At 67.6% G+C, this 24,076-nt stretch carries 15 protein-coding genes and 4 pseudogenes; 5 read left to right on the top strand and 14 right to left on the bottom strand.

Going from position 1 to position 24,076, the window contains the following annotated elements; translation table 11 throughout:
• Positions 1 to 81: 81 nt before the first annotated feature.
• Entirely contained in the window at positions 82 to 1,173 is a 1,092-nt protein-coding gene (locus tag ACFWWU_RS15340) for a PP2C family protein-serine/threonine phosphatase (protein ID WP_384144585.1), read from the bottom strand.
• Between the two features lie 131 nt (positions 1,174 to 1,304).
• Positions 1,305 to 1,518 (bottom strand): annotated as a pseudogene (locus tag ACFWWU_RS15335) (IS5/IS1182 family transposase); the annotation flags it as partial.
• A 56-nt stretch (positions 1,519 to 1,574) separates the two neighbouring features.
• On the opposite strand from ACFWWU_RS15335, the gene ACFWWU_RS15330 reads away from it, so the two are divergent.
• A complete protein-coding gene (locus tag ACFWWU_RS15330; RefSeq protein WP_384144582.1) occupies positions 1,575 to 1,886 on the top strand; it encodes a transposase in 312 nt (103 codons plus the stop codon).
• A gap of 63 nt (positions 1,887 to 1,949) precedes the next feature.
• Positions 1,950 to 2,255 (top strand): annotated as a pseudogene (locus ACFWWU_RS15325) (transposase); the annotation flags it as partial.
• 28 nt (positions 2,256 to 2,283) lie between these two features.
• On the opposite strand, the gene ACFWWU_RS15320 reads toward ACFWWU_RS15325, so the two are convergent.
• The 7 genes and pseudogenes from ACFWWU_RS15320 to ACFWWU_RS15290 all read right to left on the bottom strand — a co-directional run bounded on the left by ACFWWU_RS15320 (position 2,284) and on the right by ACFWWU_RS15290 (position 8,075).
• Positions 2,284 to 2,763: a protein kinase gene (locus ACFWWU_RS15320; protein WP_384144579.1), complete on the bottom strand. Its 480-nt coding sequence runs from the start codon at positions 2,761 to 2,763 to the stop codon at positions 2,284 to 2,286.
• An 11-nt stretch (positions 2,764 to 2,774) separates the two neighbouring features.
• Positions 2,775 to 2,876, bottom strand: a complete 102-nt coding sequence (locus ACFWWU_RS15315) for a hypothetical protein (protein ID WP_384144577.1) — start codon at positions 2,874 to 2,876, stop codon at positions 2,775 to 2,777.
• Between the two features lie 524 nt (positions 2,877 to 3,400).
• Positions 3,401 to 5,713: a DUF4157 domain-containing protein gene (locus ACFWWU_RS15310; protein WP_384144574.1), complete on the bottom strand. Its 2,313-nt coding sequence runs from the start codon at positions 5,711 to 5,713 to the stop codon at positions 3,401 to 3,403.
• A gap of 276 nt (positions 5,714 to 5,989) precedes the next feature.
• Positions 5,990 to 6,423 (bottom strand): annotated as a pseudogene (locus tag ACFWWU_RS15305) (transposase).
• A gap of 53 nt (positions 6,424 to 6,476) precedes the next feature.
• Positions 6,477 to 6,830 (bottom strand): hypothetical protein, encoded by a 354-nt coding sequence (locus ACFWWU_RS15300; protein WP_384144571.1) that lies wholly within the window; start codon positions 6,828 to 6,830, stop codon positions 6,477 to 6,479.
• Between the two features lie 429 nt (positions 6,831 to 7,259).
• Positions 7,260 to 7,490 (bottom strand): annotated as a pseudogene (locus ACFWWU_RS15295) (GntR family transcriptional regulator); the annotation flags it as partial.
• A gap of 63 nt (positions 7,491 to 7,553) precedes the next feature.
• A complete protein-coding gene (locus tag ACFWWU_RS15290; RefSeq protein ID WP_384144568.1) occupies positions 7,554 to 8,075 on the bottom strand; it encodes a hypothetical protein in 522 nt (173 codons plus the stop codon).
• Between the two features lie 274 nt (positions 8,076 to 8,349).
• On the opposite strand from ACFWWU_RS15290, the gene ACFWWU_RS15285 reads away from it, so the two are divergent.
• The 3 genes from ACFWWU_RS15285 (at position 8,350) to ACFWWU_RS15275 (ending at position 13,146) form a co-directional block, all read left to right on the top strand.
• Positions 8,350 to 10,704: a hypothetical protein gene (locus ACFWWU_RS15285; protein ID WP_384144565.1), complete on the top strand. Its 2,355-nt coding sequence runs from the start codon at positions 8,350 to 8,352 to the stop codon at positions 10,702 to 10,704.
• Positions 10,705 to 11,315: 611 nt separating this feature from the next.
• A complete protein-coding gene (locus ACFWWU_RS15280) occupies positions 11,316 to 12,218 on the top strand; it encodes an NAD-dependent protein deacetylase (RefSeq protein WP_384144562.1) in 903 nt (300 codons plus the stop codon).
• A 484-nt stretch (positions 12,219 to 12,702) separates the two neighbouring features.
• Entirely contained in the window at positions 12,703 to 13,146 is a 444-nt protein-coding gene (locus tag ACFWWU_RS15275; RefSeq protein WP_384144560.1) for a hypothetical protein, read from the top strand.
• A gap of 46 nt (positions 13,147 to 13,192) precedes the next feature.
• On the opposite strand, the gene ACFWWU_RS15270 is transcribed toward ACFWWU_RS15275, so the two are convergent.
• The 5 genes from ACFWWU_RS15270 to ACFWWU_RS15250 all read right to left on the bottom strand — a co-directional run bounded on the left by ACFWWU_RS15270 (position 13,193) and on the right by ACFWWU_RS15250 (position 23,969).
• Positions 13,193 to 14,233 carry a hypothetical protein gene (locus ACFWWU_RS15270; RefSeq protein WP_384144557.1) on the bottom strand — a complete coding sequence of 347 codons (1,041 nt, stop codon included), beginning with the start codon at positions 14,231 to 14,233 and terminating at the stop codon, positions 13,193 to 13,195.
• Positions 14,234 to 14,663: 430 nt separating this feature from the next.
• On the bottom strand, positions 14,664 to 15,017 hold the full coding sequence (locus tag ACFWWU_RS15265) for a hypothetical protein (RefSeq protein WP_384144554.1): 354 nt from the start codon (positions 15,015 to 15,017) through the stop codon (positions 14,664 to 14,666).
• A 230-nt stretch (positions 15,018 to 15,247) separates the two neighbouring features.
• Positions 15,248 to 15,817 (bottom strand): hypothetical protein, encoded by a 570-nt coding sequence (locus tag ACFWWU_RS15260; protein WP_384144551.1) that lies wholly within the window; start codon positions 15,815 to 15,817, stop codon positions 15,248 to 15,250.
• Positions 15,818 to 15,889: 72 nt separating this feature from the next.
• Positions 15,890 to 16,024, bottom strand: coding sequence for a hypothetical protein (locus ACFWWU_RS15255; protein ID WP_384144548.1), 135 nt, complete (start codon positions 16,022 to 16,024; stop codon positions 15,890 to 15,892).
• A 1,051-nt stretch (positions 16,025 to 17,075) separates the two neighbouring features.
• Entirely contained in the window at positions 17,076 to 23,969 is a 6,894-nt protein-coding gene (locus ACFWWU_RS15250; protein ID WP_384144545.1) for an RHS repeat-associated core domain-containing protein, read from the bottom strand.
• Positions 23,970 to 24,076 lie beyond the last annotated feature (107 nt).

Genomic DNA, 24,076 nt, shown 5'->3' with positions numbered 1-24,076 from the left:
CGTCGCCTCGGAAGGCGGCGAAAGCCCAGCCGGTGAGAGCCTCCAGGGCTCGTGGGGCGACACCTCGCCCACGTGCATGGCTCACGGCGTGCGCAGCCGTACGGCCAAGGCGGCGATGTCATCGTCGAGGCTGCCTCTGCTGTGACGGAGGAGGTCGTGGTGCAGGGCCGTGAGCAGATCACGGGGAGGTGTGGGGGGCTGTCGGCGCATCCACGCTGTCAACGGGAAGAACTCACCGTCCCGGGCGCGGGTTTCGGCGATCCCGTCCGTATAGAGGAGGAGAAGTTCGCCGGGAGCGAAGTCGAAGGAGTCCGCACGGTACTGGTCGCCGAGCAATTCCGCGAGGCTGAGCAAAGGCGAGGGGACGGACGGCTCGAGGATGCGCACGCTCTTGAGGCTGTGGATCAAGGGCGGCGGGTGTCCGCAGTTGACGATGGTGATGTGGCTGCCTTGATGCGGGATCTCGACGAGCAGCGCGGTGGCGAAGCGTTCCATCGGCGCCTCGGGTGGATGGGCGGCGTTGTGCCGGGCACAGCTGGCGTCGAGCCTGCGGGCGACGTCGGTCATGGAAGCCTCGCCGTGTGCCGCCTCTCGGAAGGCGTTGACGATCGCCGCGGCCGCCCCCACTGCGGGCAGGCCTTTGCCCCGCACGTCGCCGATGAGCAGCCGTACCCCGTACGGCGTATCGACCACCTCGTAGAAGTCCCCGCCGATGCGGGCTTCCGCGGCGGCCGCGAGGTACAGCGATTCGATCTCGACGTTCCGGAAACGGTGCGGCAGGGGCCGCAGCACCACCTGCTGGGCCGCGTCGGCGACGAGCCGTACCTGAAAGAGGGTGCGTTCCCGTTGAAGCCGGACATGGCTTCCGTATGCGGCGGCCACGGTCACTGCGATGATCCCCCCGCACGTCCACCACGTCCCGAGATCGGGGAAGACGAGGCTGAGGCCGATCATCAGAAGGAGGCAGACGGTCCCGAGGAGGACGGTCGGGAGGACCGGCCACATGGCGGCGGCCAGAGCCGGCGCCGCGGGCAGGAGGCGGCTGAAGGCCATCTCCGGCGGAGTTGCGTAAGCCAGGCTGGCGATCACGACGGTCAGAATCACCGGCGACAGCCGCACGAGCCTGCCGTAGCCGTAGCTCCGACGGAGCCGCGGCCGTCCGGACTCGATCATGAATCCCAGACTATCCGCGAGGGGCCCGCTCAGCGACGCGACGAGTGGGCTCCGCGTGTGACAGGCCCGGGCTGGTCAGGGCCGGGTTCGGCGCTGTTCTGATCATGCGGCGGGTGCGAGGTTGTGCAGGTGGGCGACGGCCTGGACCGCGTGACCTGCACGTTCGCCGAGAACCGGTGGGTGCGTGAGGACGCGCCGGTCTTACGGTCACGGACCGGGATCAGGGGTGCCGTCCACGATCCACAACCGTTCCACCGCGTCCGCCGGGCGGGTGGCCGGCTCGATCGCGAGCAGCGGTCGCAGCCGCTGGATGACGCGGCAGACCGTTGCCGGCGAGCAGCCGAACGGATGCGTGCTGGTCGCCACCGGCTCCTGAACGGCGTCGGCGTCATCCTGGGCGGTTGCGGGTTCCTGACCGGGCGGCGCTGGCCGGCATCCTGTATGTGCTGCGGACGGGTGTGGCCTGGCGTGATGTTCCCGCGGAGATGGTGGGCTGTTCCGGGGCGACGGCGTGGCGCAGGCTGCGGGACTGGACCGAGGCAGGCGTGTGGCCGCGCCTGCACGCCGTCCTGCTGGGTGAACTTCGCCGTGCCGGCCTGCTCGACCTGGACGACTGCGCCGTCGACGGCTCGCACGTCCGGGCGCTGAAAGGGGGGATCACGTCGGCCCCTCGCCGGTCGACCGTGCCCGCCCCGGTTCAAAGCACCATGTGATCGTCGACCGTCACGGGACCCCGCTCGCCGTCACACTCACCGGCGGCAACCGGCACGACGTCACCCCAGCTCTTGCCGCTGCTCGACGCCGTCCCGCCGATCCGGGGCCTGCGAGGTCGGCCTCGCCGCACGCCCCGGCGGCTGTATGCCGACCGGGGCTACGACTTCGGCAAGTACCGCCGTCTGCTGTGGAAGCGCGGCATCAAGCCCGTGATCGCCCGACGCGGTGTGCCCCACGGCTCCGGACTCGGCACGGTCCGCTGGGCGGTTGAACGGGCCTTCGCCTGGCTCCACCAGTTCAATCGGCTACGCATCCGCTACGAGCGACGCGCCGACCTCCACCAGAGCCTCCTCGTCCTGGCCTGCGGCCTCATATGCCTACGCCGCCTCCAACCGTTCACGGCCGGTTCCCGGCCAGACGGAAGACCGGGGCCGATCCGGCTGACGTTGGCTGCTGTACGGGACCCGCACGGATCCCAGCCGCGTCCGGCCTCGTCCGACACCCTGCCTCGGAGGCGAACGCGGCGCGCTCGCCGATGCGTTCGCCGACGGCGGCGGGCCAGACGGCCCCGGTGGCGCGCTCCTCGGTGAGCTCGACGAGATCGGCGGCGGTGGGCCGGTCGGCGGGGTCCTTGGCGAAGCAGCGCCGGAGGAGCGCGGTGAGCTCGGGGTCGGCGTCCGTGAGCTGCCCGACGTCGGGCTCGCCGTGGACGACCCGGTAGAGGAGGTCGGGCCCGGACCCGTCACCGAACGGGGGCCGCCCGTTGGCCGCGTACAGCACGAGACTGCCGAGCGCGAACACATCGGCGGCGCCGGTGAGTTGCCGGTCGGCGACGGCCTGCTCGGGGGCCATGCAGGCGGGCGTCCCGATGAGCATGCCGGTCTTCGTCAGACGGCTCTGGTCGGCGGCGTGGCCACGCCGAAGTCGACGAGGGAGAGGCCGCCGCCGGTCAGCATGACGTTGGACGGCTTGAGGTCGCGGTGCACCATGCCGGCACCGTGCACGACCCGCAGCCCCTCGGCGGCGTGCCGCAGGAGCCGCTACAGGGCGTCGACGGGCAGCGGCCCGCCCTGCAGCCGGATGGCCTCGTTGAGGGTGACCCCGGGATGAACTCGGTCGCGAACCACGGCGGCTTGGCCGTGCGGTCGCTCGCGAGGAGCTTCGTGTTGGCCCCGGCGGGCAGCCGCGCGAGATTGTCCAGCTCGTGCCCGAAGTGACTGAGGAAGTCCGCGTCCTCGGCGAGCACGGGCAGGACCCGCTTCACCGCCGCGAACTTCCCCGGCACGGCACCGAGATAGACCCGCCCCATGCCACCGGACCCGAGCACCCCCAGCAGCCGGAAAGCTCCGATCTGCTGGGGATCCCCCTCCTCCAGCGGCATGGCCCCACTGCCGTCGAGCGTGAACGGTCCCGAGTTTTCTTACAGTTCCCCCTGCATGCGCCACACCGTAGCTGAGCGTGTTTCAACTCTGTACGGAGCCCAAGTAGGGGTTTGGGCAACGGTGTTGGCGTCCTACGCCTGCTGTGCCGCGATCCTCGCGCGGATCACCGCTTTCTTCGCTTCGCCCAGCGTGGTGCTCCGTTCGAGCTCGTCAAGGCTGGCCTGATGCAGCGGATGCGAGGAGTGCCGGAAGTCTTCGGCCGTCGCGAGGGCGCCGCCGTCGCTGCGTGCCTCGGCGAAGAAATACGCGATCGCGTCGCGGAGCATCGCCCGGTCCCGCTCTCCGAAGGGGCCCTCCCACGCCCCGTTGGGGACCTTCTGGTCGTCCTCCCTGGCCTCGCGGAGGAAAGCCCGTCCGTACTGCGGACCGAGGATCGCTTCCAGCTTGCCACCGCGCTCCCAGCCCTTGGACGGGTACTTCTCCACGTCCGTCTCGTTGTCCACCGTCTGGCCGCTCTTGGGCCTGGCCTGGTTCGGGGAGATGTCGATCGACAGGGTCTTGATCCCGGCGAAGGCGAACTGGTCGGTGACGCCGCTGCGCATGCCGACCGCGCCGATGATGGTGAAGTTCTCCTTGAGGTAGTGCAGCAGCGCCAGCTCGGAGCGGCGGCCCGTCATCCCGGGCCACTCCCAGTACTTGAGCAGGTGCGGCCCGTCGACGGTGGCCGGATCCGGATACCCGCCGATGAGCACGGGCCGCGCGCCCCCGAGATCGGGGTGATTGCTGATCATCTCCTGGAGCTGGGCCAGACCACTCCGCCCGGTGTCGAGCGCGGGGGCGTTCCCCTCCCCAGTGTGGCCGCTGTCCCGGTAGTTCACGATGACGTACCGGACGCCTGTCTGGAACCTGCCCAGCGGGTGACCGGCCGTCGTGCGAGCGTCGTTGAAAGCCTGCTCGGTGGCCTGATCAGGAGCCGCGTAGTCGCGGTAGAACTCCTGCATCCGCTCCTCGCGGCCCGCGACGTTCAGCCCCGGCATGCCGCTCCTGAACTTGTTGGTGGAGAGGTTCTCCCCGCCGCCGTGCGCGAGCCCGAGACTCTCCCCGGACTTCTTGGTGAAGAAGACCCGGTTGGGCCCCAGGTCCTCGTGGAGCTGGTACATGTGGAGGGCTTTGCGGGCGATGGCGCGCTTGGCGCGGGGGCGGTTGCCCCTCTCCCTGGTGATGTCTCCGGCGGTAGTGGCGCCGATTCTCTCCTCAAGGTCGGTCTCGTGGGCGTCCAGCCGATCCTGCTCCACGGCGATGTCAGCGTCCACTTGGGCCTTGCGCCATTGCTTGATGGTCTTTGCGTCGGTCATGCCCTCTGGAGGCGTCCGGTCGCCGGATCCTCGCTGGAGCCGCGTCTTGGTGGTCTTGAACTCCGCCGTTCGCGTCGCTCTCGGCCCTATCTCGTCCGCCATCAACCTGCTGCGCACGGAGCCGGAGATCCGATTGACGTCGGCCACCTCGTCGAAGTCGTCCAGCAGGCCGTACATGAGGAGCTTGAGGTTCGGGTCGAGGAGCATGGCGGCCCGGACGTGGTACATGTCGCCGGAGTGCCCCGCGTTCACGACGAGGGTGTTGTCGGCCGTCAGTCCGTTGGCGTTAGCTTCCTGCGCGGTCCTGATCTCGGTGCCGTACGCCGGTGCGGTCGTGACCACCGCCTCCTGCGCGACCGGTGCGGAGGACGAGGACGTCGTCTCCTCCTGCTCCGTCAGCACCCGCTGAACGGAGGGCTGCGTGCTTCCGGTCGCGCGCTGGACGGGCTGCGCGGGAGCCTGCGCCGCCGGAGCCGCACCCGACAAGGCGCGCCGGGCGTTCGCCTCGGCCTCCCGCTCGAAGCGGTCCGAGGGGTCGGAGACGCGCAGACCGGAGCCGTTGTCCGTGCCGGAGACCGGGCCCTGACGCTGCTGGATGACGTGCGTCAGCTCATGCGCGAGGGTGTGGCGGTCGCCGCCGCCGTCGCCGATGACGATGTGGTTGCCGGAGGTGTACGCGCGGGCGCCGACCTCGGCTGCGGACGCGCGGGCGGCGCTGTCGTTGTGCACGCGCACGTCGGAGAAGTCGGCGCCGAGCCGGGACTCCATGTCGGCGCGGGTGCCGTCGTCGAGGGGGCTCCCGGAGCTGCGCAGGACGCCGTGCACGGCGGAACGCTGTACGGGGGCGGGCGCGGCCTCGGAGCTCTGCGCGTGGCCGCAGCCGGCGCCGTGCTGGTGCCGGGACTCCTCGACCAGCCGGGAGACGGCGGCGTTGCCGATCGTGCGCTGGAGGGCGAGGACCGTCTGCGGGGACAGGACACCGCCGACACCGGTAGTGGGGGTGACCGTGCCGCCGCGCGGCCCGTCACGACGAGCGCCCGCCTCTGCCCTCGTCGCGATCGACGGCTTCGGTGCGTCCTTGGCGTGCATGGAAATCCCCCTGAAGGGCGCGGTACGGGTACGTGCCTCCCTGTCTAGTCGGCGGGGCCGATGGGGCACAACGGACGCCAGGGCAGCTTCCGATGGGCGATCGGGCAACGCGGTTCGCGTCCCGGAGGCTCAGGAGGCGGGGGTGTCCAGCGAGTCTCTGGTGGGGCCGCCCTCTTTTTGCGTGACGGGCCGCCTGCGCACTTCATTTTTAAGGGCTGTCCCGTAAATGATCTTTAGGTCACCTCGGGCGTGCTAGGCCGCAGTGTGGTCGCCCGCTCATCCGGCGAGGGCGAGGTGATGCATCCGGGCGATGCCGCGCAGGGCGTGGTGGACTCCGTCGCCTTCGAGACGGCGGTCGCCGTCGGCGATTCGTGAGTGTCCTGCCGACAATGGCTTTGGTGCCGGATTCCTCCCACGCCTTGCAGTCGTTGCGGTTCCCGGGCAGCGGCCGGCCGACCACGACGACGAGCCGGGTGTCGGCGTCGATGACGACCCGGTGGTTGGTGGAGTACCGGGAGTTCTTCGACTGCTCGGCAATGGTGTGGTCGCGGGTGGGCACCGAGGTGCCGTCCACGATGAGCATGGTGGCCTCGGCAAACCGCTTGCGGGGCTGGAGCGCGAGCAACGGCCCGATTCCCGAAGGCACGTGGGCTCAGCCCGGTGAAGGGGGCTGTCCAGGACGGCTCCGACGCCGTGATCACACCAGCCACGTCGGGATCATCGCACCGGGCCAACGTGCTCCCGTCAGCAAGCTCTCCCCGCCTCAGTTGAACTCGTGGACCACCTGGATCTCGCCGACCATGTGGGCGTTGAAGTCGTCAAGCTCCTCGGCCGGAACCCAGAGCTCGAGGATCGTCCGCCCGCCCGCCTGCTGGATGGGGTACCGGCTCAAGAACTCCGACTCGACCTCAAAACGAGTGACGAAGCCGGCGCCATCGTGCTTCACGTTCCAGTCCCGCGCGATCCTGATCGCGTACTCCTCGTTGAGGACCGGGTAGAAGATCGGCTGCTCGGGCAGCCGGGGCGGCCACGCACGCCAGTTCAGCTCCCGAACCAGATCCAGCTCCTTGGGGCCGGTGGGGCGCCACAGGGTCGTCGTTGCTCGCCGGCTGGTCATGTGCGTCGCTCTCTGAACGTAGGCCGCTGGTACGGCAGGTCGGGGACCGGACCATACCGGCACCACGCACGCGGCAGCTATGTAGTTTCCGCACCTGGCCAGCCCCGTGGACCAGCAGTTACGGGACAGCCCGCAAGCGGGGCAAGCGAGAGGCGCCTGACAGGCAAAAGCCCAGGTCAGGCGCCTCTTTTCGTGCCTCTAGAAGAAGCCTAGCTTCTTCGGGGAGTACGAGACCAGGAGGTTCTTCGAGTGCTGGTGGTACACGCCTCGCGCGGCCGCTGACCGGCGGAAACGGCCACGATTCGGCCAAGCTGCAGGAGGCTGGTCCGCGTGTGGCCCGGATCTTGGTCGGCACAGGGTGGGCCCCTGACCGATTGCCCGTGGCGGCGGTGAGTCGGCGCACCAACGAGGGGCGGGCCTACAGGTGGACTCGAGCTGTTCGACGGCATGACTGACCATGATGCCGATCTCGGCCACGCGGTTCGCGACGCCAGCACCAGCGTGCGGCCCGCCGTCGGGCAGAACGACGGGGGTGCCGCCCGTGAGCCTGCACGGTTCCGAGCTCGTCGGCAACTGCACGGGCCGCCCGTCGGCGAGGAACTTGTACACGGTGCGGACGCGCAGGTCCCCCTCGGCGAGGCCGAGCCGAGCCTTCAGCTCACCACGACCCACCACGAGATCAATTCATCAGACATGGCCTGGCGCTCGCACTGCGGGCGCCAGTTACTCGTCGTCCTCCTCGTCTTCGTCGTACCAACCTACGATCATGCCGACGAGCCGTTCGTCGATCGGGTTGTCGAACTCGTCTTCGGTGGCGAGGAGTCGGCGCAGCGTGTTCAGGGGGTACCAGTGTTCGCCGGGCTTGGCGTCGGGTGCGCCGACGCAGGGGGTGTCCAGGTATGCGGGGTCCGGGACCGCCGGATAGAACGCCGGGAGCAGACCGAAGGCAACGTCCGGTTCGAACTTCCATACCCAGCCCTCGCGCCGTCGGCGCAGGGTCTCGCCGATGTACCACACGGCACCCTGGATGAAGGGGGAGCGGCGCTGTGCGGTGATCTCCTGCGACTCGGCGAATGTCTCCTTGACCAGGTCTTCCAAGGCGTCGAGGGAGGCGTCGGAGAAGTCGAACCTGTCGACGCCGCCGGCTTCCCGAGCCCAGCTCTCGAAGGCGGCCTGGCGTTCGGTGAGCCAGACCAGGAGATCGGGGTGGCGGGTGGAGTCGTAGTCGGAGTGGGGTGTGGTCATGGCCAGAACCTACCGAACCGCGCTGTCACCCGCGCAGGATCTTCGCGGAGTCATCACACGGTGCGTCAACAACACCTTGTACGTGCGGTGTTGACGGCCTCTAGTGTGGTTGGTCGGCAGGAGCGGGCACGATACGGGGGCCCCTTGTCCGGCCTGCCCTCGCAGTCTTGAGTCCCGTGGCCCCCACGACCAGGGACACTACGTGAGCACACCTATACGACAGCGTCTGAAAAGGCGCTTATCTGCCGCGCTGGCGGTCGTTTCCTCGGCAGCGGTGCTGCTGGTCGGCCTGCCGTCCGTGGCGTCGGCCGCGCCCGGGGACTACGCGAAGATCACCGGCGGCAAGCGGTGCGATCAGATGCACCTGAAGAGGACCATCCCGCGTACGCCGAACAACTCGGGTGCGCCGACGGGTCAGCACCACTGGACGAAGTCCGGGCCGGACGGGGAGTACTACTACAACAACGCGTTCAAGGGTTTCGAGAACGTTCCCGCGCCCACTGCGGCCGAGCTGGGACAGGTCACCGGCAGCCGCGCGGACATCGACAAGTGGGACAAGGCGTATGCGGCCTCCAAGGACCCGGAGGACATGCGCAAAGCGATCTACTCCCGCTATCAGCGGCATCGGAACGAGTCGAACAACCCCAAGCCGTTCGGCAGCTGGAAGGTCAACCTGATCAGCGCGCAGGTCAGCAAGCAGAAGGGGGGCGTGTTCGAGGTCAAGGCGGTTCAGGACTTCAACATGGTCGGCCCTGACTGGCTGTGCGAGGTCACGATCGAGATCTTCGACAAGGACGGCAAGAAGATCGCCTCCCGGCGGTACGACTCCTACAACCAGCGCACCGGTGAGCTGGGGGAGTTCAAGTCCGACGGGAAGCGCAAGCCGGCCCAGCTCCGGGCCGACAGGATCATCCTGCGACACAAGGACGCGAAGTACGACTTCACCCGGCACCGCCTGACGATGTTCACGTCGGAGAAGCCGAACGGGGCCACCCTCCGCGACTTCAAGGCCGAGAACGACAAGCTGCGGGCGGAGCGTGGGACGGGGAACAATCCGATCCGGATCGCGGAGCGCCGGGCGACCGCGAAGGGCCTGTGGCCGCAGACGAAGTACACGAAGACGTACAATGTGTTCAACCCGCTGCCGAACCGCGGCACCCAGGGCCCGGGCGCCTCGATGGCCTACGGGTCGGGACAGAACCCGGCCCAAGCTCGGCAGTTGCAGAACCAGTACCTGGCGAACAACGCCCGGTCCGCGCTCGGCCGGGGCCCGGGCGGGGTGGACTTCTCCACTCTGGAGCTCCAGTACGTCGGCAACCCGGTCAAGGGCAAGGCTCTGGACTTCTCCATGAAGGCCGACCTCATGCCCGATGAGGACAACAACCCGGGCTGGGGCGGACAGGCGAAGCTCGAACTGGCCTCCGATGCCCTGTTCACGTGGCTGGCGCTCACCCCGGACCGGCAGTGGGTGAACCTCAACCCCGACCAGCCCGACACCATCATGGACAAGGCGTTCGGTGAAACCGACGCCGGCCGTGTCCTCCTCGTAGCCGACATGGAGATGAAGCGGGACTTCTCCCGTGCCATGGACCCCAAGAAGTCCCCGGGCAAGGAGTTCATGGACGCCGCCCCCAAGGTCGACGGGGTGCCGTGCTGGGGATCGGGACGCAACTGGATCGTTCCCGGCCGGGCGAAGGTCCGCGAGCAGGACGGCGGGATCTACATCCTCGACGCCCCGCTGGAGGTCAACCACGCGGCGATGGACTTCGACACCCCCGTACCGGGAGAGGACTGCTCGAAGAAGCTCAGCAAGGAGGAGAAGGAGCGCAGCCACCGGCTGATCACCCAGCATCTCGTCCCGCACGTCGAGAAGCAGATCAACACCGACCCCAAGTACGCTGACCTGCGCCGCGTCTACAAGTCCCGCGTCGCGGCCGAGTGGATCCGCCAGCAGGACGCGAAGAGGGCCACCGACTTCCGTCCCCTCATCAACAGCAACAACCTGAAGCGGTGGCCGCTGCGCGGTGAGAACGCCCACTGGGACAAGCGGACCGTGTGGCAGGAGATGGTGAAGTCCTTCACCGAGGGCGACTTCACCTACGAATGGCCCCTCGGCGACGGCAGGATCTACACGTTCTTCGTCGGCGGCATCGACTTCGCAAAGGTCCCCAAGCGGAACATCACCGGCGGCGAGTTCACCGTCCAGCACCGTGAACTGCCCCGCGCGACGAAGGACTCCGTGCGCACCGAGACCTCCGCCCGCGACAGCGACACCGCGTTCCTGGGCGGCAACGGCGCCGCCCTGACGGATGACGGGAAGCCTGACCCGACGCCGACGCCGACGCCGACGCCGACGCCGACGCCCAAGCCGACGCCCACGCCGACGCCGACCGACCCGACCGCCCCGCCCACGTCGCCGGGCCCGGACCCGACCAACCCTGGCAACGGTGACACCGGCGGCAGTGGGGGCGCGACGCCTCCGGCGAACCGGCCGGACCCGGACGGCGGCCTCGCCGACACCGGATCGGACACCCCGATCGGCCTGATCTCCGGCATCGCCGCGGCGATCGCCGCCACCGGCGCGGCCCTGGTGTGGTGGATGCGGCGTCGCCGCACCGTCCAGGAGTAGCCTGAACGAGCAGCGCAAACAGGAAGGGCCCCACCCCGGTTCGCCCGGGGTGGGGCCCTTCCCATGTGTGCTGGGTGGCGGCTGACCAGACGCCCCGGCGGGATCGACGTCCGCCACCCCCTCAGCCGGACCGGACTTGGACCGGAAATAGACCGGAAGAGCTGGTCAAGAGTGGGATGACAGTGGGAGAAACCGGGAGTTGCGCCGCATAACCCTTCTCGCGCTGGCCGCACCCCGACCGAGGGGCGCCTGCCTGGGCGAAATCCAAGGTCAGGCGTCCTTTTTGTGCCCCTAGAAGAACCCGAGCCTCTTCGGCGAGTACGACACGAGAAGATTCTTCGTCTGCTGGTGGTACATGTGCCAGATACCCGCTGACCAGCAACGATGACGGTTGGGGCCTGTACTGCCGGGAGGACGGTCCGCGAAAGGTCCGGATCTTGGTTGCGTGGACCTCGTCGTCGCGGCGACGGTGTTGCGCCGGCGCCCCACCCAGCAGGTTGTGCGCGCTGCTCCCGGCTCGGTTGCCGGGAGTGTGCCCTAACGTCCGCGGCAGACGGCCTCAGGTTGCCATCGGCTCCGCGGGGTCGTGGCCCGTTCCGTACGCTGGCGGCATGCGCATGCGCCCCACTCTGAGCTGGACTCCGCCCCAGGATCTGCCGCCAGGCATCACGGATCCCGAGCCGGTCGCCGACGTGCTGAGAGTCGGCGGTGTGCTGGTGCTCAGCGGGGCGGGCCTGTCCACGGAGTCGGGCATCCCTGACTATCGGGGTGAGGGCGGGAGCCTGCGGCGGCATACGCCGATGACCTACCAGGAGTTCACGGCCAGCGCCCGGGCCCGGCGCCGGTACTGGGCACGCAGTCACCTCGGCTGGCGCACGTTCGGCCGGGCCCGGCCCAACGCCGGGCATCGGGCTGTGACGGCGTTCGGGCGGCACGGTCTGCTCTCGGGTGTGATCACCCAGAACGTCGACGGCCTGCACCACGCCGCCGGCAGCGAGGGCGTGGTGGAGCTCCACGGCAGCCTGGGCAGGGTCGTCTGCCTTTCCTGCGGTGCCTCCGGCTCGCGCCGGGAACTCGCCCGGCGACTGGAGGAGGCCAACGCGGGGTTCGCGCCGGTGGCCGCCGGACTGAATCCGGACGGCGACGCCGACCTCACCGACGAGCAGGTCGGGGACTTCTCCGTGGTGCCCTGCTCCGCGTGCGGCGGCATCCTCAAACCGGACGTGGTGTTCTTCGGCGAGGCCGTTCCGCCGCAGCGGGTCGAGTACTGCCGAGAACTGGTCGATGCGGCGATCTCGCTCCTGGTCCTGGGCTCCTCGCTGACGGTGATGTCCGGGCTGCGGTTCGTCCGCCAGGCGGCCCAGACGGGAAAGCCGGTGCTGATCGTCAACCGGGACCCCACACGGGGCGACCGGCACGCGGTCGCCCGGGTCGCTCTTCCTCTGGGGCCGACCCTGACCACCCTGGCCGGCCGACTGGGCGTCCCCGTGGACGGCGGGGCACCGGCAGCCTGAAGCGGTGCTCCTCCGTCGCGTGGCCGGAGCAGTCCTGGCGCATGGTGCCGGCGGACGGGTGGTGAGCGAGTTGGCCTCGATCCCGTCGCCCGGACCGGCCGCGGTTGTCGGGCGCTCCCACCGACGGTCCGGAGTGGTGATGGACGGCCGCCCGGCGAGGAGATGCGGTTGGGCGGTGCCGCCCAGCCTCGGCTCCGCGTGATCCGCCGCTCGAACGGGCGTGAGCGGAGATGCATCCGCGTCGTCCTTGGTCCGGTGAGCCGTCAGTGCGCCGAGGGCGGCCGGTCCCGAGCCCGACTACGGGGTTGAGTGGCGACGCGTCGTACGACCGCTCCTGGGGAGACGCAGGTAGGGCGTGGAGTGCCGCTGGGGTCAGCTGCCGTGCCAGGCAGGCCAACGGACCCATCTCCGTCGGGCAAACGCAAAAAAAGGGGGCGCAATGCCGTGGGAAGACGGGAAGCCCCGCTATGTAGGTGAGGGCACCGTGACACTCGGCGATGGACGCGAGGTGCCGGTCGTCGCCGCTCTGGTCCTCAAGCTCGATCCCGAGACCATGCCGGAGTTCACCTACGACCGCCACACCACCTGGGCGGGAAGCCTCCACACAGACACCGGCGACGACCTATGGGACGCCGCGCCCGGTCGGTTGACTCTCCCCGATGGCCGAACCGAAACGTTCATGGCCACGAGCGGATCACCCGACCTTGTTGGTGTCTCCGGCCTGGGCCCGGCCCCGTTCGGTCCGGTCCTTGGCATCGAGACAGACTGGGCGGTACCCGAGCTCGCCCTCGACGATGCCTCTCCCCCCGATGGACTCGGACTCGATGCCACCCAGCAGGCCGCCGAGCAGCAGGAATGCGCGCAGCGGCGGGGCATGACGGCCGACGACCTCCAGGCCCGCTATCGCGTCCGATGGATCCCGGACTGACCGACGAGCCACACATGTCGCTTACCCCGTCTTCGGCACTGCCGATTCAGCGAGGCAACTCGGTGTCGAAGAACTTGATCACCGAGGTGACGAGCATCAGAGCGTAGACAGTGTTGATGCGGGAGTACTGGTTCTTGGAGACGCCGTGGGCACTGGGATGCCTGCCGAACGTACGGGGGATAGCGTCTCCGTTGGCCGCGTAGTACTTGGCGTGTGCGTACCAGACGGGGGCGAACGTGCAGGCCATCTTGAACTTGTAGGCGTCCAGCCTGAACTTGACGCCCTTCTCCTTGAAGTCGTTCCTCGTGAGCTCGACTCGCAGGGCCTGGCTGAGGTGACGCTGAAGGACGGAGTCGAGCAGGTTGGCCGCCAGGGCCTGGGCCGCGCTGGTGTGGCCGTCCCTCAACGCGTGCACTACGTCCAGGGCGAAGCTGCGGGCAGCCTCGAGGTCGGGGTGCTTGACCTTGTCGAGGACGCCTTCGCAGTCGTTGGCGATGCCCTTCCAGCGCTGCCCGATGAGCCGTCGGCGCGTAGCGGCGTCGGGTGCTTCCAGGAGAGCCTGAACCGTGCCCGGACCGGGAACCCACATGAGCGGGATCCCCTCGTCGACGAGGAGCGTCTCCATCTCGTCGAGCCCAGGTGTCAGCTCTCGCAGGTTCTCCGGGTAGATACCCCGGGCCGCTTCGGCCATCGACGCGAAGACCCGATGCCAGCGCGCGGTCTGGAAGGCCCCGGCTGTGAGCGGTGCAAGGGCCTGCGTGATCGCGTCGTTGAAGCCGGTCAGGTCGGCCATCTGCGCACGCATGGCCTCTATCGCAGCGTTGAGTCCCGGGACGACGACGGGCACGCGTGGAACTGCGAACTCCTGCATGCGAGCAGCCGCGGCGACGAACCTGGACAGATGGCTCTGCTGCTCGAGGTACGGCTGCAGCGGCCTGAAGACCGACTCATAAATGCCGGGCAGCCGGGGGACGTAGAAGCCAGGGAGGTTTGGCAGGTCGATCCGGAAAGGATCTGCCTCTCCGACCGTCTCGGCCGCCGGGTCCGGCTCCGGGTCCGGGGGCTCCGGGTCATGCTGCTCGTTCATGGCCGCATGCTCGCATACCTCACAAGGGGCAAGGCACCCAATTTCGGTGGTATCCGGAGCCTCGCTACAAACCACGGGACTCAGCGTCATTCAGCAGCCGGCGAGGTTGTGGAGTCCCCTCGCCGCACGCTGACCCGGCCGCCTTGCATCGATGACATCACCACCCGGGCCGGCGCGCGCTGCCGGTTGCTCGGCCAGTTCGTAGCGCAGACCGCTTTGGGGCAGTCGGAGGTGAAGCGCAGCAGAGCATCTTTCTTGGGCTCGCCAACGGACAGGCCGCCACTTGGAACAGCGGCGACCCGGCCCACCGTCCACGCGTACGCCCCGACACCATCCCGCCACAAGGACACTGTGGCCAGGCGCGATCGCATCGTCGTCCGCGCCACTGTGTGAGCCGGAAGGCCGCCCGTCGGGGAGTGTGCTGGACGTGCTATCTGCGGGGGTGACATCCGAGTGTGCGTTGGGCTGGCACTGTTTCCGCGTTGCGTACCGGTGTCTGCTTGGTGGGGGCGGCGTCCGAGAAGACCGTGGCGCGGTGAAAGTCTGGTGACACCACAACGACGTCGGTGACGGGGCGGATCGCGTCCCAGGGAAAGGTCCCTAGCTGCTTCCAGGTGTCTGGGTACAGGTTGAGTCGAAGGGCGAAGAAGAGATCCGGCACGAAGCACACCACCCGCCGGCTCTTGCCCTGCCGTTGCTTTGGGTTTCGGCGCCATTTCCGACCGTCGCGCCCTTCGCGCAATTGCACGAGGAACACCGGATGAGCTGCGACGATGTGACGCACGTCTCGCCCCTTTGCCAGGCGAACCTTCACCACAGCCCCGAAGTCGATCTTTCAGCCCTTCACGGCACTCCCAAGCCGACCTGTATACGCGTCTGCAAACTCGACAATGGTTAACGGTTCAGCTTTCCGGTCCTTTACACGCGGTCGAAACCGCGCTGCCCCTGGTGCATGCCCCCGGCCGGCGGCTGAGTGGCTCCGGCGGAACGCCGTGGTGCGGTCGGATTCCCGAGTCACGCGGGCACGTCGCCTCCGTTGAGGTGGCCGCGCGCAGCGGCGGTGAACGCGTCGACCGCCTCGATGAGGTTGTAGCGAGCCGGAACCTCCCAGTCGCGCCCCTCGGTGAACGCGAACAGCGCCCCGGCAGGACCTCCCCGGCCGACACGTGCGTCCGAGCGCACCCGCTGCGCGATCAGCTCGATATTCCTGGCCAGTTCGGCGATGTGGTCGGGGCCCTCGAGAAGGACCACCGAGGCGGCGGCCCGGACCGGTTCGACGGGAACGTCGGCACGGACACGGGCGGCATGCCTCGTGACTTCCTCGGCACGGTCCTCGAAGACTGCGTCGACGCCCAGGTGGATCCTCGCCTCGGTGAGGCAGACCCCCCATTCAGTCAGTTCGGTGTAGGTGTTCGCCGCGGTGAGCAGAGCGGCGTACGCCTCGCGCTGGTGCTGCCGTCGCACGGCGGTCACGGGGCCGCGGTAGGCGCCGCTGGCCTGGGCCCGGCCCGCCGCGTATGCGGCGGCCGAGGCGAGCAGGGCGACCGGGACCGAGATGAGAGCCGCTAACACCGAGGAGTCCATGGCACGATCCTGCCGAACTTCTCCTAGGATCGGCCGGGTGTCCTCACAACTGGGCTCCGTCCCCAGCTGCGCTTACCGAAGGGGCCGGGCGAAGGAAGCGGCGATGGGTGTGAGGATGTCCGGGACGTACAGCGGCTCGGTGTCCGCGCCGGCTTCCTGTGCTGCCTTCAGTACTGTCGTGAGGTCGCCCGTGGCGACCGTGTCCACCGGGCAGTTGTCGCATTCTCCGTACGTCGGGTGACCCGGCTCGCCTCCCACGACGGCGCGGACGTGCCCGAGGGCATCGAGAGGCCGGTCGACACGCACAGCGTGCCAGACCCCGGTCCGTTCCTCGTCCGGCAGCCCAGCCGCGATGCCGGGGCAGGGGTGTTCACGACTAGGTCTGGCCTGCGGCGCTTCGAGACCCTGAAGATCGCTTCCCGTCCGCCCAGTGATCACTTCCCGACTGAGGGGGTGATGCCATCGCAGGCCGACAGGCCGACAGGCCGACAGGCCGACAGGCCGCCGGGACGGTTGGCGGATTCCGGGGCACGAGAACGGCGTAGTGGGCACGGCTGTGCACGCGTGGCCACAACGCAGGTCATTTCGAACAGGGAGGAAGCAGACGGTTCAGATGCCGCCTTCCCCAACAGAGAAAATTACGGGCGAACCGTCGAACCAATCAGCGGCCGAACCTCGCTGACTTAATCGAGGTTATGCAGGATCTGCCGCTGAGGGCAACCCGTGGCGGCCAAGTTGATGAATGCGGATGTAGCCTCGCGGCCACCAGCCGCCCCTGCCCTTTCGGACACCTCACCGCGGCCAGTGGTGACGACCCTGCGGGTTCACTCCTCGTTCTGGGCAAGGAGTGAACCCGCTGTGCGTCAGCCTCTGCAGGCTGCCCTTACGCCTTCATCTCAATTCTGAGCTGAAGGTAGACGCCGAAATAAGCCAGCCCGATCGGCTTTCGCGGCAATCTCGGTTAGCTTATGGATTTTCATCCATAAGGTCTTCGAGACTGTTATGCAAGCGCTCGCTCTGCATTCTGGTGGACGACCAAGCCCGACTGAAATGTACCAGATGCTTGGCATCTGATCGACTACTCAATCCGAGATCCACAACGGCGCGAATGCATTCGACTTGCGATAGGCCCGCCTCCTTCAACTTGATTAGGATGGCTTCACGGCCAGCACCGTCTTCAAGGTCCCCGCGCACTGAGCTCAGCGCACTTAGATATCTATCCATGTAGATACTCTTCCCATCGTTTGGTGAGTTTTCGCTAGCATCCCTTAGGAAGGTCGATATTCCATTTTCCCGACTTGCCATTCTCCGGACCTGAGCTTGTGCGAAGCCAATTGACCTCAAGCCTCTCAAATCCCTGGGCCGCGGCCGCGTCGGTGACCTTTCTCTTAAGAGCCAAGAAATCACTCGCACCGACAGAGCCTCGGGGAAGATCGCCGTTTGCTCCATAGATGGACACATTATCTAGTACGAGCTTATTTCCATCGATTTCGACGAAGGCTCCGACGTCTATGTTCCCTTGGGCCGTGTTCAGCACCGTATGAAAGTAGTATCCGCCTCTAAAGTCATCGATAGATGCGTTACCCGAGCTGTTGTGCACGAGTACTGGTGTGCTGCCCGCGAGGACATAGTACGTGTGGAGGTTGGATACGGTGAGGTTGTAGACCTTGGCATTCAGGGCTGTTTTCCGCTGAATGGCGTCGATCCGGAGGTACGTCCCGATGTTGGTCTGAAGCATCTGGTCGGGGCGAAGGTCTGTGGCGTCGATCCACTGTCGCTCTGCTGCGACCCAGAAGGGGTGGCCGGCAGTAGCCGAGATTCGGGCGCTCTTGGTGCCGCCGGGTCCGTCGACGTCGATGGTGAGGTTGACGAGGCGCTTGGTGCCTTGGCCCCGGATTTCGGCTGTGACGGTTTCCGGCCTGACCGTTCCCGTCTTGGGATCGGCAGCGAGAACCTTGTCGCCGACCCTGACCTTCTCGATCGGCTTGGTCGTGCCGTCGGCCATGAGCACCTTGGTGCCAGGGACGAAGCTGTTGCACTTGGTCGCTGCGGTGGCTGCCTTGTTCCGTCCCGCACTGGCAACCGCCGTTGCACCGAGCGCGCCGCTTACTGCGACACCACTACCTGCCGCGTCGCCTGCCGCTACTTCCGCAACGCCTTCGGCGCAAGCGACCCAGGCTGCCAGGCAGGCCGGACCCGCGACGGCCGCTACTGGTGCGACCGCTACTGCGAGGGCTACGACTACCGCACCTCCAAGAAGCACCTTCTGCCATGTGGCGAGCGGACCGCGATCGACGCCCAGGCTCTGCGTGGGGTTGTAGTTGGAATTGCTTCCCATCGCGTATCCGGTGAAGGGTGCTGCTTCCTTCCTGATCGGGATGGGGTCGGGGCCCTTGGTGAAGTGTTCGACCTTGATGGTCTTGCCGATGGTCACCGTCGTCCGCAGAGTGACCGACGAGCCATCCCTGAAGGTGACTTTACGGTCATTGTTCTGCGTGTAGACCCAGTTGCCGGGGCCGCCGCTCCAGCTCGCCTTGTGGGTGCTGAGATAGATGCTGTCGGACGCTCCGCCGCGCTCCGTGATGATCTCCTTGAGGCCCGTGGGGTCGGAGAACGTGGTGGGAGCGTTCCTGGAGTACGTGTAGCCGTTGACGGATTCGTGGGTGCCGGGCGAGAGGATCGGGTCCACGGAGATGAACCTGCCGATGGCGGGGTCGTACTCGCGGGCGCCGATGTGTGTCAGGCCGGTTTCCTCGTCCTGGGGTTTGCCTAGGAATCCCTTGTCGTCGACCCAGGTCGGGGTGGTGCCGCGGGCCTCGCCGAACGGCTTCGTGTAGCGGCGGGTGACGGCCTGGGTGGTGGCGTCCACGCTCATGGACGCGGTGCCGTGGTGGTCGTCTACGATCCAGCTCAGCCCTGTTTCCGTACGCAGGGCCTTGCCGCTTCCCGCGCCGTAGTAGCGCTGGCCGGAGAACTTCTTGGTGACCGTGTCGTAGCGGAGTTCCTGGCCGCTGGGAAGGTAGAGCACCGTCTCCGTCGGGCCTCGGCGGATGAGGAGAGCGCCGCCGGCGTCGTGCAGGTAGGTGGTGGTCTTGGTGCCTTCGGTCAGCGTGGCCGGCTTGCCCTCGATGTTCCAGGTGAGGGTCTGGTCGCCGGTGGTGCCGGGGCGCTTGGTGGTGTTGCCGAGGGAGTCGTAGGTGTAGTTCGCGGTCGTGGTTCCCGTGACCGTGCTCGTCAGGGTGTGGGGCTGTCCTGCTCCGGATTCGTCCACGGCCGGGTAGTTGTATTCGGTCTTGGTGTCGCCGGACGTGGTGTGGATGGTCTGGGTCTCGCGCAGGCCGCCCGGCTTGTACGTCCAGCTGTGCCAGTACGGAGCCGGTCCTCCCAGCGCGGACACGGACTGTGCCGTGGTGCAGTCACCCGAGGCAGGGGTCCACGCCTCGGTCAGACGGCGGTAGCCGTCGTAGGCGAAGCACTGGTTGTCCGGCACGCCGGCCTTGTTCTTGATGGACGTGACGTTGCCACTGGCGTCGTAGCTAAGGTCGACGTCGCTGAGGTAGCCGACGCTCGTCTCGTCCACGACATGGCTGTTGCTGAGTCGCCGGGTGCCGTCCTCGTACCGGTTGACCACCTGCAAGTGCTTGGCAGTGGTGGAGGTGCCCAGACGGGTGTCCTCGGCTTCACCGTACTGTGAGTAGCCGATGGACCGGACGTAGTCCGTCATGCCCTCGACGGACGTCGGCATGCCGAGGTCGTTGTACTTGTAGGCGACGGTTTCGATGGGGAGTCCGCCGACGGCGGGGAGGATGGTGTTCTGGACCGTGCCGTCCAGGTTGTACGCGGTGGATGTGGTGAAGGTCTGCGGCGCTCCCGCGACGACCAGCGGGTCGGCGGCCGCCAGGACCGTCTTGATACCCGCGGGCTGCCCCATCGTGTCGTAGCCGGTGACCACGTTGGAGTAGATCTGGCCCGTGGTGCCCCCGACGTAGCGGATGGCAGCCGTCAGCTTGCCCTTCGCCACCGTGTCGTAGAGGTTCTTGGTGAGCTGATGGGCGTTGTCCTTGACGTCTTCCCAGGTGCCGGTCTGGCGGCCGAGGGCGTCGTATTCGCGGATGAGGGTCTTGGCCTTGCCGTCCACGGTGGTCGTGGACGTCAGGACCTGGTCCGTATCGTTGTACGTGCTGGTGCTCTTGCCCTTGTCGGGGTCGGTGGACTCGATGAGCCTGCCGCGCAGGTCGTATGTGTAGGTCCACTTGGCCTTGTCGGGACCGGTCATGGTCTCGATCTGGCCGCCCGGCGTGTACGTGTACTTCGTCGCGGTGTATTCGCTCCCGGTCGGTGTGGTGCCCGGGTACTCGCGGCGCTCGGTGGTCTTGCCGTAGGCGTCGGTGAAGGTGAGGGTGCCGGTGCCGCCGGAGGCCGCGGTGTAGGCGGTCCGGTCGCCTTCGTAGGCGGTGGAGGTCGTCCACTTCGGCTGGTTGTACACGCGGAAGTGGGTCTCGGTCGGACGGCCGGCTCCGTCGAAGACGGTTTCGGTGGCAGCGGGCGTCGAGCCGGGGAAGGTGTTCGCGAGGCTGCCGCTGGGCGCGATGTTGTCGTGGATGCCGCCGTTGGCGATCGTCGCCAGGCCCCGGTCGTCGTAGAGAGTCTCGGAGATGACTCGTCCGCCGTTGGGTGCGGGGACCTGCGTCTGGCGAGGACGGAGCAGGGAGTCGTAGATCTGGTAGGAGCTGTTGTAGGTCGTGCCGTCGTTCTTCAGGACGTCCGTGCGGATCCAGGTCTCGGCCGTGTTGCTGACGTTGTAGGTGTAGACGATGCTCGCGGCGTCCGACATGGCCCGGATGCGGTTGGGCTTCCAGACGGAGGTGAGCCGGCCGAGAGCGTCGAATTCCCACTCGGTCGTGTTGCTGTTGGCGTCGGTGACCTTGGTGGCCTTGCCCCATGCCGGGTCGAGCCACGTGGTGGCGGTGTAGAGCTTGGGGTCGGTGACGGTCTGCTGGGTCAGCGGGCCGTAGACGGCGGGTACGTAGCTGGTCTTGGTCGTGCGGCTGAGCGAGTCGGTCACCGCCGTGGGTCGGCCGAGCGTGTCGTAGGTCGACGTCGAGACGGTCTGGTAGGTGGGGGTCCCGGAGTTGTAGCCGGACAGACGGTAGGAGCTGGTGATGTCGCCCTTGGTGGGAGCGACGCCGGCGGCCTGGCCGTCGTACGCGGTCTTCAGGTCGGAGATGGTGTCCCCGGGCAGCGAGGGCGTGACCGAACAGCCCACCCCGTACGTCTCGATACGCGACGCGAACTGGACCAGCCAGTCCGTCGTGTTACGGGCGTAGGTGCTGCGGGTGCACGTCTCGTCGCCGGACTTGGCGATGTCTCCGGCCGCGTCCACCTTGGTGGCCATGCCGTACGTGGTGTCGTAGGTCGTGGTGGTGGAAACGGTACGAGTGCCGGTCGAGGTCTTCTGCCGGGTTCGTACCGTGCCCGGCTTGACGAACCAGGATTCGGGCGTGCCCCAGGTGTACTTGTGGCTGGCGGTCCTGAACGACCACGGATCCGTGATGCTGCCGCTTACCTCTTCGGCGCCGTCATAGGTGATGCTCTCTCGGACGAAGCCGCTGTACTGGCGTGAGTCCTCGATCGTCTGGCCAGCCGAGTCCGTGATCTTCTCGTCACGGACGGCGCTGCCCTTCGTCTTGTCCCCGTCGAGGCCCCTCATGTACAGGGTGAAGGTCTTGCCTTGCGTGCCGGTAGTGACGCCGGTGGCGGTCGTGACCTTCGAGTAGCCGCGCCACTGCGACCACGTGCGGTACTTGTCCTTGGTGATGCCGTCGTCGTCGGCGAAGGCCCAGCCGGCGCCACCCGCGTAGGTGTAGTGCGTCTCCTGGGCGTCGGCGTAGCCGGTGGGGTCCGTGACGACGACGGAGTCCACGACGTACTTGTGGAACCAGTCCAGCTCGGGTATTCCGCCGGACTGAGACCAGTAGACGGGGAAGCAGCGCAGGCTGTTGTTGTCCTCGCTCGCGGGCATCGTGGTACCGCGGACGCACTGCGGATCGGAGTAGTTGACGGTGGTCTTGCTGCCGGTGTCCGAGGTGAACACGCGCACGCGCCACTTGTAGTAGCGCAGGGTGTTGTCGCCGCCTTCGACGTGGTTGGGCATCGGAGCGCTGCCGCCGAACGTCGTCTTCGGCATGCTGAGGGTGGTGCCGTCGGCCTTGCCGTGGGCCTGGATGGACTTCAGCCACAGGCTCGGAGATGAGGAATCGCCGGTGGCGGGGAAGTCGTGCTCCATCGTCCAGGAGTCGACGAGCCGCATGGTGGTGCCGGTGCCCGACCAGACGTAGGAGCTGATGAGCGTCAGGCGGTATCGCGTGAAGAACGCGGGACCGATGATGTTGGTGCAGGCCTTGCCCGTGTCGCAGATCATGTCGAACGGGACGTCGGGCCAGTTCGCCTTGGTCGTACTGGTGAGGCCGCTGCAGTCCGTGGCGGTGCAGCGCTGCGAGTAGACGAAGGCCACCGACTGGGAGGCCGGCTTGGAGTAGATGCTGTCCAGACGCTGGCCGTAGTTGATGCGCTTGAGGTAGCCGCCGGCGACGTACGGGGTGCCGGGGCTGTCGACGCCGGACTTGGCGTAGTTGTTGGTTTCCTTGCCGTACCAGTAGGTCATGACGTTGTCGTGAGGGTCGACGACGTAGTCGAGGTTCCATCGCCACGCCTGGGTACAGGCGGAGGTGTCGAACGTGCTGGCGTGGCACGGTTCGCTGGCGTCGTCGCCAAAGACCGGAGCGGTCCAGGCGGAGTGGGTCACAGGGTCGTCCGCCGCTGTGCCGTTGTCACTCCAGCCCTCGAGCTTGTGCTTCCCGAAGAAGTACTGGACACCATCGGGCGTGGTGACCTTCCAGTACTCGCCGTTGTTGTCACCGTTGGCGGCGCCGGTGAGGTGCTCGACCTTGCTCGCGTCGTCATCCCCCAGACGCCACGATCCACCGGCAGCCTCGGAGCGCTCCGCCGTGGTGCAGGCCGCCGCGTCGGCACAGTTATTGACGAGCTGGGATGCCTTGCCGTTCAGGACGAGAGTCGCGTTGGCGTACTTCCAGCACAGGTCGCCCTTGCCGGCCTGGCCGTCGTCCTTGCAGGATCCGTACTTGCGCTCGATGTAGGAGTCCGTGAGGGAGAAGCCTTCGCCGATCACGGACGTCTGGTTGTTCTCGCTCGCGGTACGGCCGTCAACGCTGCCGGAGTTGTAGTTGATGGCGAGCGAAGGCGCGGGACCGGCCGTGGTCGGCGGCATCCGCAGCGGGTAGCTCCAGTTGAAGTCACCCGTGCTGCCGCCGGCGGACCAGGTTGCCGAGGACGACAGCGGAGTCGCACCGAAGTCACCCTGCGTCGAGGAGGCACCCGCGGTGGCGGCCAGGAGCATGGGCTGGGCCGTACGGAGCGTGCCGCCCGACAGGTCGGCGCTGAGGGTCTGGTCGACGGTGTCGTTCTTCGAGTCGACGGAGGTCTGGGTACGGCAGGAGGCCTTGTCGGGCGTGGTCAGCGCACAGGCGGGGATCCGGACCAGGTGGAGACGGGCGCCGAAGTCGCCGCCGTAGACGTCGGCGAAGGACGAGTAGTCCAGCGAGAAGCGAAGCGGGTCCGCCGTGTCCGCCGACTTACCGGGGACGACGGAGACGACGACGCCATTGATGCCTGCCTTGCGGGCGGTTCCCTGGTCGAGGACCTTGATCTCGGCCTGGCCGGCCGAGGCCGCGCCGATTCCGGCCGACCGCTTCCCTCTCTTCCCGACCGGCGCCAGCGAGACGGGCAGGCCGCCGACCTCTGCTTGAGTCGTGCCGTCGGTGGGCAGCGGGAGGGTCGCCTTACCGGCCGTCGGCCACTGCGCCTTGGCCAGTCGCTCCTTCGTCGCCTTGGCGGCGAGGGCCGTGGCGTCGACGGGCTTGAACGCCTTCCGGTCGTAGTCCTCGACACGGTCGATCTTGGGTTTCGCGGGCGTCTCGAACTCTTGGGCTGAGGCGGCGGCACTGGTGGTGAGATCGAAACCGTCGGGAACCGCGATCTGCGGGACCAAGGCTATCGAGATCGCGAGTGCGCCTCGGCCGAACCACCTGTGCAGGGAGGATCGGCGTCGTCTGCCCTTCGGGGCAGGTGACATGGGCTTTTCCTTCTTCTAGGGGGAGGAAAGCCGGCAACGGATGCGGTGCCGACCAATGGAAAGCCGGTGGCTCGCCGCAAACGCGCGGCGAGCCACCGGCATGGTGT

The organism is Streptomyces sp. NPDC058650, assembly GCF_042717315.1.
In the GTDB taxonomy this organism is placed as follows: domain Bacteria; phylum Actinomycetota; class Actinomycetes; order Streptomycetales; family Streptomycetaceae; genus Streptomyces.
Note: the sequence above shows the minus strand (reverse complement) of the source record. Positions and strands in the feature narration are given on the sequence as shown.

Excerpts from the sequence above, each read along its gene's own strand:
- ACFWWU_RS15340 (WP_384144585.1), bottom strand. The coding sequence starts at position 1,173 with ATGATCGAGTCCGGACGGCCGCGGCTCCGTCGGAGCTACGGCTACGGC.
- ACFWWU_RS15320 (WP_384144579.1), bottom strand. The coding sequence starts at position 2,763 with ATGCTCATCGGGACGCCCGCCTGCATGGCCCCCGAGCAGGCCGTCGCC.
- ACFWWU_RS15315 (WP_384144577.1), bottom strand. The coding sequence starts at position 2,876 with ATGGTGCACCGCGACCTCAAGCCGTCCAACGTCATGCTGACCGGCGGC.
- ACFWWU_RS15310 (WP_384144574.1), bottom strand. The coding sequence starts at position 5,713 with ATGCACGCCAAGGACGCACCGAAGCCGTCGATCGCGACGAGGGCAGAG.
- ACFWWU_RS15300 (WP_384144571.1), bottom strand. The coding sequence starts at position 6,830 with ATGACCAGCCGGCGAGCAACGACGACCCTGTGGCGCCCCACCGGCCCC.
- ACFWWU_RS15290 (WP_384144568.1), bottom strand. The coding sequence starts at position 8,075 with ATGACCACACCCCACTCCGACTACGACTCCACCCGCCACCCCGATCTC.
- ACFWWU_RS15280 (WP_384144562.1), top strand. The coding sequence starts at position 11,316 with ATGCGCATGCGCCCCACTCTGAGCTGGACTCCGCCCCAGGATCTGCCG.
- ACFWWU_RS15270 (WP_384144557.1), bottom strand. The coding sequence starts at position 14,233 with ATGAACGAGCAGCATGACCCGGAGCCCCCGGACCCGGAGCCGGACCCG.
- ACFWWU_RS15260 (WP_384144551.1), bottom strand. The coding sequence starts at position 15,817 with ATGGACTCCTCGGTGTTAGCGGCTCTCATCTCGGTCCCGGTCGCCCTG.
- ACFWWU_RS15250 (WP_384144545.1), bottom strand. The coding sequence starts at position 23,969 with ATGTCACCTGCCCCGAAGGGCAGACGACGCCGATCCTCCCTGCACAGG.